Annotated in this window: 8 protein-coding genes; 1 reads left to right on the top strand and 7 read right to left on the bottom strand. The window is 35.5% G+C overall.

The genetic code is table 11. The annotated features are described in order from the left end of the window. Positions 1-32: 32 nt before the first annotated feature. Both MKY70_RS12050 and MKY70_RS12045 read right to left on the bottom strand, forming a co-directional pair. The gene (locus tag MKY70_RS12050) at positions 33-563 is read right to left on the bottom strand and encodes a DinB family protein (RefSeq protein ID WP_002085719.1); all 531 of its coding nucleotides are present in this window, start codon (positions 561-563) and stop codon (positions 33-35) included. A gap of 14 nt (positions 564-577) precedes the next feature. Next, positions 578-1,345, bottom strand: a complete 768-nt coding sequence (locus MKY70_RS12045) for a DUF3891 family protein (RefSeq protein WP_088032909.1) — start codon at positions 1,343-1,345, stop codon at positions 578-580. Between the two features lie 204 nt (positions 1,346-1,549). On the opposite strand from MKY70_RS12045, the gene MKY70_RS12040 reads away from it, so the two are divergent. After that, entirely contained in the window at positions 1,550-1,822 is a 273-nt protein-coding gene (locus MKY70_RS12040) for an HU family DNA-binding protein (RefSeq protein WP_002012780.1), read from the top strand. 64 nt (positions 1,823-1,886) lie between these two features. On the opposite strand, the gene MKY70_RS12035 is transcribed toward MKY70_RS12040, so the two are convergent. From MKY70_RS12035 to MKY70_RS12015, 5 genes are all read right to left on the bottom strand, one after another. Beyond that, the gene (locus MKY70_RS12035; RefSeq protein WP_088032907.1) at positions 1,887-2,429 is read right to left on the bottom strand and encodes a cold-shock protein; all 543 of its coding nucleotides are present in this window, start codon (positions 2,427-2,429) and stop codon (positions 1,887-1,889) included. A 36-nt stretch (positions 2,430-2,465) separates the two neighbouring features. Further along, entirely contained in the window at positions 2,466-3,215 is a 750-nt protein-coding gene (gene sfp, locus MKY70_RS12030) for a 4'-phosphopantetheinyl transferase Sfp (protein WP_341024364.1), read from the bottom strand. A 64-nt stretch (positions 3,216-3,279) separates the two neighbouring features. Next, positions 3,280-4,722 (bottom strand): MDR family MFS transporter, encoded by a 1,443-nt coding sequence (locus tag MKY70_RS12025; protein WP_289403832.1) that lies wholly within the window; start codon positions 4,720-4,722, stop codon positions 3,280-3,282. After that, positions 4,722-4,946 carry an MbtH family protein gene (locus tag MKY70_RS12020; RefSeq protein ID WP_000184075.1) on the bottom strand — a complete coding sequence of 75 codons (225 nt, stop codon included), beginning with the start codon at positions 4,944-4,946 and terminating at the stop codon, positions 4,722-4,724. Before MKY70_RS12020 ends, MKY70_RS12025 begins: the two co-directional genes overlap by 1 nt. After that, positions 4,943-12,103 carry an amino acid adenylation domain-containing protein gene (locus MKY70_RS12015; protein ID WP_341074513.1) on the bottom strand — a complete coding sequence of 2,387 codons (7,161 nt, stop codon included), beginning with the start codon at positions 12,101-12,103 and terminating at the stop codon, positions 4,943-4,945. Before MKY70_RS12015 ends, MKY70_RS12020 begins: the two co-directional genes overlap by 4 nt. Positions 12,104-12,117 lie beyond the last annotated feature (14 nt).

The following is a 12,117-nucleotide window of genomic DNA, read 5'->3' as shown; positions in this document are numbered from 1 at the left end:
GGCTCATTTATAATAAGCCATTCCTTTTTTCTCTATTTCAATTCCTTTCCCTCCTGAACCATATGTAAATAAAGTACAAAATCCATCATTGTAGATGAATAACCAAGTTGACGGATCATTGCTGTTATATTCCCTCTATGATATGTACCATGATTTACGACGTGTTGCACTAACTCTAAAATGGAAGTGTCTAATGCACCTGCATATGGGTTCTCAATAACAAATACAGTATTTACGTCTTGTATTCTACTTAAAAATTCTTTATATTGATTTGCCATGTTTTCAAACATTTTTTCTAATTCATGTAACGATTTAGTTTCGATTTGTTTTCGTAATTTTTCTCGGTCTTGTATTACTTCACTCATACTTTTACCATGCAATATGTGTAACCACACTTGATCTGTAATATAAATATGTACAAAAGTATCCTTAATTGATGGGAATACACTCTGTATCTGTTCATTAAAAATTGTCTCATAGTTTGGTAACTCTTTTAGTCGGTTGAATAATCGTGTATTAGCCCAAGCATGGTAATCAAACTGTTTTAACATGTAATCTTTCAATCTAAATCTCCTCCTTATTGTATGAAACGAATGTTTTGCTTCTTCATTTCCGCTTCTCTATCAGCTTTTACAATCCCTTTTTCTTTAACTTCATGTTTATTTATAGTTTTATATTTTACATATGTATAAAATTCCGTTTTAAATGGAAACGATGTAATTTGAATTGTTTCTTCATCCACCCATTCAGCTTGAATAGGCTTCTCCCCCTTACTATTAAACATTTCTGTTCCTTCAAAACCCTCTTTAAATAAATCAATCTCATCTTTCTTTTTTACACCAGGTTTATTCATACATACATATAAAGAAAGTTCATCACAAAACTTTAATAATCTATAATGTTTATCAAACATCGCATATTGTTCTTTTGTTAACGTTTTCAAAATTCTTTTTTGTCGTTCCAATTCATTTTTATAAAAAGACATCATCTCTTCATCTTCCTCATTTAATGAAAATGATAAAAAGTGCTTACTACAAAGTAGCGCCCCGTATGGATTTGACTCTTCAATTGCATTCAAACCAATCGTATAAAAAACAAAGCGTAATGAACTTGGACAATCCATAAATGTATATGGAATATTTTTAGTATCATTCAAAATTGGTACTTTATCAAGCTCTATCCATCCTCTATCATGCTCATATATAGCATCAATTGTCTCTTTTAAGTATATTTTTTCTTCAAAAAAATCTTCTATTATATGTCTTGCAATTTCACCAGCTAAAAAACCATGATCATGTTGACGAATTAATATACTTTCTTTCTCATTCTTTTCACGAAAAATCATCCGTATATTCCCCCTCATCCTCATATTACAGCTTGTTGTATGCATCAATTCTTAATTAATCCCTAAATATTAGCAGGGATTCAGTTTCTTTCAACGAAATTAACATAAATATACAGCATTCTTTCTAATCACAAAGTTAGCTTTATCTTTACTAACCATTATACTAAAACATTCATTCTAAAAAAATTTTTATGAGGTGAAAACATGAACAAAACAGAATTAGTTAAAAATGTAGCACAATCAGCTGATATTTCTCAAAAAGATGCTTCTGCAGCTGTACAGTCCGTATTTGACACAATTGCTAATGCATTACAATCTGGCGATAAAGTGCAACTAATCGGCTTTGGAACTTTTGAAGTGCGTGAAAGATCTGCTCGTACAGGGCGTAATCCGCAAACTGGAGAAGAAATTCAGATTGCTGCTGGTAAAGTTCCAGCATTTAAAGCAGGAAAAGAATTAAAAGAAGCTGTTAAATAAACAAGAAACCAGCCATTTTATAGGCTGGTTTCTTGTTTATTGTTTATTGTTTATTGTTTATTTCTTATTTAAGCAGTTCCTTTATATTCTCTGCATGATACACTTCACAAATATAAAATACACATTTGCAGTTACTTACAATTTGATATTTTCTAGTTGGATAAACATTCGCCGCAACAGAACATCCATCAAACAATTCGATAATATTTCCAGATGGCTGATATCCTTCATATAATACGTTTCTTCTTACTTCCATCTTTTCTATAAGGTTTTCAACAGGAATATTTCCACTCTCTAATTCAATCTTTATTGTATCCGGTAAAAACGAAGTGTCTGCAAAAATTAGATTTTCAGATAACACCTTACCTTTATAACTAACATTAGATACGCGATAAAGAAATGTTCCGTTTTTATCAAAGAAATTCTTTGCTTCTTTCGGAATGTATTGTCTATCGAGCGCTTCCTGTTCAAGTACATCAAACTGAACTGTATCTTTTACAAGTTTTTCTAAAGCTAGAATAGATGACGTATTTCTAGAAAACAACATATCTTTAATTGCCTGTACATTATAAGTTAATTCAGTTTTTCTATTTTCCGCTACTAACATGAGGAACACCTCTTCTATAAGAAATTTTATTAAAAATTAACGATGATTTAATAGCAATCCCGCGTCTAACTGCGTAATTTCAGTTACTTCTTTACTAAATATTGCAATGGAAGCCATATAATCTAAACTAGGTCTTACATCTTCCATCATTGTATGTTCTGCTAACTCTTGTCTATCTTTAAAAATCAACAATTTTGGAGGGTCATTTGGAGCTGATACTGTAATTTCTACTGGTGGAATCAATAGTCCTTCACCTGTCGCTTTCAGCACTGCTTCTTTTCGAGTCCAATATGTTAAAAATCCTTCTAGTCGCTGCTCATCAGGTAATTTCATAACTTGTGCTATTTCAATGTCTGTTAATACGCCCTCTGCCATTTTCATAACATCTATATTTGGATTCATTTGCTCAACATCAACACCCATAGGTGCAGATTTAGTAAATGCAACAACAACCCACTCACCCGAATGTGAGACTGATATTTGCGGCATCCCTTCTGGTAACTGTGGTCTGCCATGTTGTAATTTACATACTGGGCACATTCGATCAATTGGCACTTGAACTGGCGACATAGAAAGTACCTTTCCAAGTACTAATCTACTAATTACACAACCTATTATAAAACGCGCACGGTCTGCCGAATGATGATATGAATTTGCTTTCTCTCGCTCTACATCATTTAGTAAATTGTAATGCCATGATTGTAAATCTGAAATTCTTGCCCACCATATTTGACAACTATTCTCATTAAGAGTTGGTACAGAATCTACAACTTTACTCTCTATCATGTAAACTCTCTCCTTTTAAATGCCAATATTACTTTATTTTAAAAGAGTATTAGCATGCTGCAACTCATTCATTTACAACTTCTTTCTCTTTTTGTAATACAGATAACGGCTTTTTATTCTTCTTTGACATTACCTCTTTATCGGAAATACGTAAAGAAAATAGTAATGCTATGAGTAAAAATATTGCTGATCCAATTAATGCTGCTTGATATGGTAAGAAATCTGACTGTACATTATTCTGTACGTTATTACTTCCAAAACCAGATAGTATACTAGCTAAAACAGCAACTCCTATTGCAGATCCTAATCGGTTTTGCACATTGAATATAGTAGTTGCTCTCCCCATAGAAGGTGGCGTGATATTGTTAAAAGCAGAAAATTGAACCGCACCGACAGATTGACCTAAGAAAATACCAATGCCAAACAATAGTGCCCGAATTTGCCATGGATTCGTATCATGATTTACAAAACTTAATAAAATAAATATAACCGCGGTACTTATTAATCCAATAGAGATTACTTTTCGAGCCCCTAATTTCTTATACGTCCATGGTACAATTTGCGAAGAAATCATTAATCCAATCGCCTCTGGGAATGTCGTAAGACCTGATTCCAGCGCAGAAACTCCGATTACATTTTGATACATAAGCGGAAAAACAAATAGCATTCCAAGTAAACCAGCAGATGAAAACAAGGATATGAGACTCATTTTTCTAAAAACGGGTTCTTTTAATAAGCGTAAATCTAACATCGGTTGCTTTACTTTAAGTTCTACAATTATAAACAGTGAAATGAATACAATCCCAGCTATCCCAGTACTTATTATTTCTGGAGAAACCCAACCTTTTGACGGCCCTTGACTGAGTGCATAGATGAGCATCGCAAAACCTGGTGCTGAAAGAACAAAACCGAGAGAATCAAAACGACCAGCCGATTTTTCAATATGCTCTGCTAAAAATAGAAGTCCAAATAGCAACGCAATGATACCAAACGGCAGATTAATATAAAATGCCCAGCGCCAAGACATTTGATCTACAAAGAAACCACCAATAATTGGTCCGATCGCTGGTGCTACAGCAATTGGAAGTACAATAAATCGAGAAATTTTTGGTCTTTCCTCTGGTGAAAATGTTCGGAATAACATCGCCATCCCGACTGGTGTTAAAAGCCCGCCACCAGCACCTTGAATGATACGAAAAATGTTTAATGAAGTAATATCATTCGCAATTCCACATAATGCAGATGCAATTGTAAAAACGAAAAGGGCAGTTAAAAATACTTTTTTCGTACCAAAACGATCGCCTAACCAACCAGAAATCGGAAGAAAAACAGCTAAGCTAACTAAATACCCAACATTTACTGTCCCCATTGCAGATGGGGGTACTTGCAGTTCTTTGCTTATCGTTTGCAGTGCTACATTCACAATCGTTGCATCCATCGCAGCCATAAACATCGCTGTTATATAAACGATGCTTACAACTACTTTTGGATTTATTTTTACTTTCATTATTGTTTTCCTACTAATATTTTTTCGCTAATTTGATTTTTTTTCGGCTCTAAATCATTCCAGTTAACTTCAACGTATTCTAAGCAAACTTGTCTGCTAGCTTCTTCATGTACGACATTCCATCCAATTGGTACATCGAGAAAGGCAGGCCAGAGAGAATACTGGCCCTCCTCATTCATTAATACTTTATATGTGTAATTATCATTTTCAAATGGATTCGTCATACTTTACTTACCCCTTTCTTATTCTGCAAATATTTCGCTAGCACTTGTCCAATTTCTGTAAGTGGACCTGGCTGACATAAATCTTTATGTCTACAATCAATGTCATGCTGCACGATTTCCCCGTCTAAATAATTTAGCCACGTATTTGGAGAAATAGGATCAAACCAGTCTGGTATAACAGTAGATCTAAAGAATAAAATATCCCCGTTATAAACTTTTGGCACATATTTCCCTAACAACCCTACTGAATTTACATATGTTTCTTTCAAGTTTAAAATAGTCTCTTCCTCAAGACTTGCTAATGCACTTCCATCTTTGCGAAGTATTGTAACCGCACTTTCCATAGTAAGTGGTTTACCATCCATGTTATCTGGATCATATCCACCTAAAGCAAGTAATGCGATTAACGCTTCTTCTTCAGTAGGTGCTTCCGTATTCGGTAAGAAGTGACCAGGATACGAATCCAGCATAACGAGTAATTCTACTTCTTCCCCTTCATTTTGAAGTTGCGCCGCCATAGCATGAACAACATTTCCTCCAAGCGACCATCCGAGTAAACGATATGGTCCGTGAGGCTGTATTTCACGAACGTGTTTTAAATAATCCGCCGCCATCTCCTCTAAGCTTTTTGGAAGTTCTTCATTTTCAGCGATACCACGTGCTTGTACACCATAGATTGGATAATCTGTTCCTAAAGATTTCATAAGTCCTGCATAGCACCAACTTAATCCACCTGCTGGATGTACACAAAATAGTGGTAATTGATCTCCGCTTGCTCGTAATGGAAGCAACACATCAAGTGCACTTTGACCATTCCCCATTTCAAGTCTTTCAGCAAGCCCTGCAACAGTAGGTGCTGCAAATAAAGTTCCGATATTTAGTTCAACTCCAAGTGCCTCTTTAATGCGACTCATCAGCTGCACTGCAAGAAGTGAATGACCACCAAGATCAAAGAATCCATCATCAATTCCAATTTGAGACACACTTAAAACTTCTGTAAACAAGTCACATAACATTTCTTCTTGCGGTGTTCTCGGTCCGCGGCTAGAAGATGATGCAATAAATTCTGGAGCTGGCAATGCCTTTCTATCTAATTTACCGTTTGGAGTTAAAGGTAACTCATTTACTACTACAAAAGCGTATGGAACCATATAATCTGGCAAACTACCTCCAACATACTGACGCATTTCATTCGTATCGATCGTTTCATTATTTGATGCGACGATATAAGAAACTAATCGTTTATCCCCTGGTTGATCTTCCCGTACAATAACAGCTACTTGTTCAACTTTAGGATGTTTCATTATTACCGCTTCTATTTCCCCTAATTCAATTCGGAATCCACGAATTTTAATTTGATGATCTGCACGTCCTATATAATCTAACGTCCCATCTTGACGCCAGCGCGCTAGGTCTCCTGTACGATACATTCTTGTACCTGGCTTACCAAATGGATCTGCGATAAAACGTTCAGCAGTTAATCCTGCTCTTCCTAAATATCCACGAGCGAGCCCTGCACCTGCAACATATATTTCTCCAACTACTCCAGGTGGCATCGGTTGTAAATAGTTATCTAATACGTATACTTTAAGATCCGGTATACTGCACCCGATTAAACTATTTGCTCGTAAAGATACGATACTTTCATCTAATTCAATATAACTAACATGTACCGTCGTCTCCGTTATTCCGTACATATTAATAAGCTTCGGTGCGTTATAAGGATGACGACTATACCAATCTTCTAATCGACTTAGTTCAAGTGCTTCTCCGCCAAAAACAACATATCGTAAAGATAATTTTTGACCAACCTCTTCATTTTCACGATCTGCTTGCATCAATTGATAGAACGCTGATGGAGTTTGGTTTAAAACAGTAACCTTTTCCTTAACAAGAAGCTGTAAAAATTCTTTCGGCGAGCGACTTACAGTATGTGGTACTACAACTAAACGCCCTCCATATAATAAAGGTCCCCAAATTTCCCAAACCGAGAAATCAAAAGCGTATGAATGGAACATCGTCCACACATCGTCTGCGTCAAATTGGAACCAATGATCAGTTGCGCCTAAAAGTCTTACTACATTTTGATGAGGTATCATAACCCCTTTCGGTCTACCTGTTGAGCCTGACGTATAAATAACGTAAGCAATATGTGAAGGAGATAACGGCTTCATGCGCTCCATTTCATCTATATTGTCTTCACTATATTTCTCAATTTCTTCTATTACGTTCACATCATCAACTAAAATCTTTAGTGCCTCATCACATTCAATTTCCACATCTGAATTTGTTAAAACACATGATGGTTTCGCATCGTGTAGCATAAATGAGAGACGATCTGACGGATAATCCGGATCTAACGGAAGGTATCCCGCACCAGCTTTAAGAACAGCAAGTAAGCTTACAACCATATTTAAAGATCTCGGCATCGCTAAAGCAACAAGTTGATCAGGACCGATTCCTTTCGCTATTAACAAACGAGCTATTTTATTCGCTTTTCTATTTAACTCTTCATAAGTTAGCTTTTCATCTTCAAAGACAACAGCAATAGAATTTTGATTTACATGAGCCTGCTTTTCAAATAATTGTGGCAATGTCATTTCAGGTACAATTTGAAAACCACCATTCCACTTTTCTAAAACTGTATTTCGCTCTGCTAAAGTTAATATTTCTAATCTACCAATTGATTGATCCGGATGTTTCTCTGCATCATCTAATAATAGAATGAATCGTTCTATTAGTTTTTGAACCGTTTCACGTTTATATAAATCGGTACTAAACTCTAACAATCCGTGTAAGCCGTTTGGAGTACCATCAACTCTGTTACTCTCGCTAATTTCAAATGTTAAATCGAATTTTGCAGAACCAACACTTTGAATTTCAAGGCTCGCTTCTAAATCCGGTACATTAAACGTTGCTTCTGGCGTATTTTGGAAAGCTAACATAACTTGAAACAGCGGATGACTATTTCGAGTTCGTACTGGGTTTAACACTTCAACAAGTCGTTCAAATGGAACATCTTGATTTTCATAAGCTGCAAGGTTTCCCTGTTTCACTCTATTTAATAATTCTTTAAAACTTGGATCTCCTGATGTATTTGTGCGTAACACTAATGTATTTACAAATAAACCAACTATATCCGTGAGTACATCGTCGTTTCTTCCAGCAATCGGACTACCTAATGGTATATCAGTTCCAGCACCTAATCTTGTAAATAAGGCACTTAGTCCTGCTTGCAACACCATAAACAAACTAACTCCATTTTTACGAGCGAGCTCCACTAACCTACTATGCATACCTTCATCTAAATGAAAATGAATTGTTTCCCCGCGATAACTAGTTTCAATTGGGCGCTGGTAATCTGTAGGTAACTCCATTTGATCTGGTAAACCTTTTAACTCTTCTTTCCAAAAATCTAATTGTGTTGAAATAATACTGTCTGGTTTTGTTTCATCACCTAATAGCTGTTGTTTCCATAGTGAATAATCTGCGTATTGAACTGGAAGGGTTTCTAGTTGAACACTATCACCTTGACATCGTGCTTTATAAGCCGCTGTAAAGTCTCTCGTTAACGCTTGTAATGACCATCCATCTCCTACAATATGATGCAAAAGAATTAGTAAAACATGTTCGTTTTCACTCACTTTAAAAAGTTGCAAACGAATTGCTGGTTCGATATCAAGATTAAAGCTATATCTTACAGCTTCAGACAGTGTACTTTCTAATTCATCCTTACATGTATTTGTTATAATCATTTTTAAATTCAATTTATCCATTTCTAGAATTCTTTGATATGAACTGCCAAGTGAATTCGGGAAAATCGTTCTAAGTGTTTCATGTTTCTCAACTACATCATAAAAGGCACCTTGCAGTGCTTCCTCATTCAATTTTCCAGACATACGAATGACTAACGGAATATTATAAGTAGGACTTGGACCTTCTAAACAATTTAAGAACCATAACCTGCGCTGTGCAAATGAAAGTGGAACTTCATTTGGCCTACTTACTTTCTTAATAGCTGGTCTTGCGCTTTTTGCACGATCCAACTGGTTCGCTAATTCAGCAACAGTTGGTGATTCAAATAGCTTTCCGATTCCTAATTCTACACTTAACGTTTCACGAATTCTTGCCATTAAACGAGATGCAAGAAGCGAATGGCCACCCATTTCAAAGAAATTATCATCTATACTAATTCGCGAAACACCAAGTACTTCAGCAAATAAATCACATAATATTTCTTCTTTCGGATTTCTAGCAACTCTCTCATTGTTCATTCCATTAAAATCAGGAGCAGGTAATTTCTTTCTATCAACCTTACTATTTGGTGTTAATGGTAATTCTTCTAGCACAACAAATGCCGATGGTACCATATAATTCGCTAAACTTTCTGAAACATAAGAACGAATTTCCGAAAGATTAATTGGTTCTTTCTCTTCGGCAACGATATACGCAATGATTCGTTTATCATTTGGACGATCTTCTCGTACCATTACCACTGCTTGTTGTATATTTTCATGTCGTTGTAATACCGTTTCAATTTCAGCTAATTCAATTCGGAAACCGCGAATTTTAATTTGATGATCTGCGCGACTAATGTACTCTAACACACCATCCTTACGCCATTTCACAAGATCACCTGTGCGGTACATACGTGCTCCATCTTTTCCATAAGGGTTTGCAACAAACCGTTCAGCCGTTAACGCTGGTTTTCCTAAATATCCGTTCGCAAGTCCTTCTCCTGCAATATATAATTCACCGATAACTCCAGGTGGAACAGGCTGTAACCCTGCATCCAAAACGTACACTTCTGTATTCCAAATTGGTCTTCCAATAGGAGGTATACCATTTTCACTGTCATCAATGTTCATGAAAGTAGACCAAATAGTCGTTTCAGTTGGTCCATATAAGTTATTTATAGAGCAACCTAATTCTTTTAATTTATTTGCTAAATGTGCAGGAAGAGCTTCACCGCCAACGAGTACGTTTAGCCTTTGTAACTTCTCTGGATATTCAGTTATTAACGCCTGCCAGAGCGTCGGTGTAGCTTGCATAATTGTCGCTCTTTCTTCTTGTAACAATGTCGTTAACGCAGAAGGCTCTTGGATTACCTCTTTTTGTGCAATTGTTAAACTTGCACCACTAATAAGAGGTAAATAAATTTCTAGAGCAGAAATATCAAACGCAAACGTTGTAACTGCTAATAAATGATCGTTTTCATTTAATGAAAACATATCTTTCATAGCTAATAAGAAGTTACTTAAACCTTTCATAGGAACAATTACACCTTTTGGATTTCCGGTTGATCCTGAAGTGTAAATTGTATAAGCTTGGTTTAAAAGTGATTCATCATTTTTAAATGGTAGATTCATATGAGAATATGCTTTTAACGCTATTTTCGTTTCTTCGCTATCTAATATGATTTTTTTAATATCATTTTCTATAACTAAAGTAGATGAAACAGATGAATGTGTTATGATACAAACTGGATTTGCATCATTTACTATATAATGAATTCGCTCGGCTGGGTATTCTGGATCTATCGGTAAATACGCTGCACCAGCCTTTAGAACTGCTAGCATACTAACTACCATTTCTATTGATCTTGGAAATGCTAAGGCAACAAACTGATTTGGTCGTATTCCTTCTTCTAATAAATAGTGTGCTAGTTCATTCGCTCGTTCATTTAGCCCTTTATACGTAAGTTTTATCCCGTTACAAGTAACTGCTATTTTATTTGGATTTTTTTGTACTTGTTTTTCAAATAATATAGGTAGATTAATTAGCTCTTCAGCTTTCTTCGTTTCATTCCATTCCAATAAAACTTTATGATTTTCTTCAGGAAGAGTAATGTTTATTTTTCCAATCGGCTCGTCTTTGTGATAATTATTTATCACTAATTCTAATAGATTCATAAATCTTTCTTTATGCAATGCTAGTTCCGTATCGCTATATACTTCCGGATTCGCATCAAAATGAATCATTAACTCATTTTCATCGAAGCGCTTATATACATTAATCGATAAGTCATCGACAGGTCCTGCTGATAAATTATGTGTAATACCACGATTTCCAGCAAAGTTAAGCCCGTAATCAAAAGGCATAACATTCACTAACGGCCCAAACAACCTTTGATTTTCACCTAGTAACTTTAAGTCTCTTCTTAATTCCTCATGACGATATTTATGATGACGACGTACGTCTCGAATTTCTTTAGAAACTTGCTGTATTAATTCTGCAAACGTTATATTTGGAGTTAACTTTAGACGCAGTGGAACTAAATTCATTACCATGCTTGGTGTATGAATAGATACAGAACCAAGACGCCCCATCATCGGTAAACCTAAAACAATATCATTTGCACCTGTTAATTTATGCATATAAATACTTGTTACAGCTACAACAAATTCGGGCCAACTCGTTAACGAAATATTAATATCTTCTAGTAAAGTTTTCGTACTAGCATTTGATAAATAAGCAGTTTCTCGTGAAAATCCATTTGATGTTCTCGGCGCTCGTTCTGCTAAACTTATAACTTCCGGTTCATCTGCAAACTTTTCTAGCCAAAAAGTACGATCTTCCTGAATTTGTTTAGATTCACGATACTCATTATCTTCTTGTACAATTTTTGCAAGAGAACCAAATGGCTTTTCATTCTTATTTGTTTCTTCTATAAGTGATGTATACTCATTCGCTACCTTTTGGCTAAGAAGTGAAAATCCATAGCCATCCATCACAATGTGATGGATGCGCTGATACCAAAAGAAACGATTATTTTCAACTTGAATAAGTGCTTCAGTAAATAATTTATCCTCTGTTAAATCCACAGGCATAGATAAATCATTTTTCATCCATACTTTAGCAGCTTCTTCAGGATTTCCCTCTTTACTAACGTCAATAAAATGCATATGAAACGTTGACGATTCCTCAATAACTTGCCATGGGCCAATTTCATCCTCTTCGAAACGAACATGAAGTGCTTCTGCTTCTGTTATAACTTTACATACAGCTAACTCGAAAATTTCTTGATTAATATTTCCGTTTATTTCTATATATTCCCCAGTATTATAAATCGGATTAAGCGGATCTAATTGTTGCGCAAACCACATACCAGACTGCGCAGATGATAACGAATGACGAATCTTTTGACTATTAGGCATTCTTTACTACCCCT

The sequence above is a fragment of the Bacillus sp. FSL R9-9492 genome (genome assembly GCF_038007365.1).
Taxonomy (GTDB): Bacteria; Bacillota; Bacilli; order Bacillales; family Bacillaceae_G; genus Bacillus_A; species Bacillus_A mycoides.
Note: the sequence above shows the minus strand (reverse complement) of the source record. Positions and strands in the feature narration are given on the sequence as shown.

Bases quoted from the DNA above. Each gene is read 5' to 3' on its own strand.
- MKY70_RS12045 (WP_088032909.1), bottom strand. From the start codon at position 1,345: ATGATTTTTCGTGAAAAGAATGAGAAAGAAAGTATATTAATTCGTCAA.
- MKY70_RS12040 (WP_002012780.1), top strand. From the start codon at position 1,550: ATGAACAAAACAGAATTAGTTAAAAATGTAGCACAATCAGCTGATATT.
- MKY70_RS12035 (WP_088032907.1), bottom strand. From the start codon at position 2,429: ATGTTAGTAGCGGAAAATAGAAAAACTGAATTAACTTATAATGTACAG.
- sfp (WP_341024364.1), bottom strand. From the start codon at position 3,215: ATGATAGAGAGTAAAGTTGTAGATTCTGTACCAACTCTTAATGAGAAT.
- MKY70_RS12025 (WP_289403832.1), bottom strand. From the start codon at position 4,722: ATGAAAGTAAAAATAAATCCAAAAGTAGTTGTAAGCATCGTTTATATA.
- MKY70_RS12020 (WP_000184075.1), bottom strand. From the start codon at position 4,946: ATGACGAATCCATTTGAAAATGATAATTACACATATAAAGTATTAATG.
- MKY70_RS12015 (WP_341074513.1), bottom strand. From the start codon at position 12,103: ATGCCTAATAGTCAAAAGATTCGTCATTCGTTATCATCTGCGCAGTCT.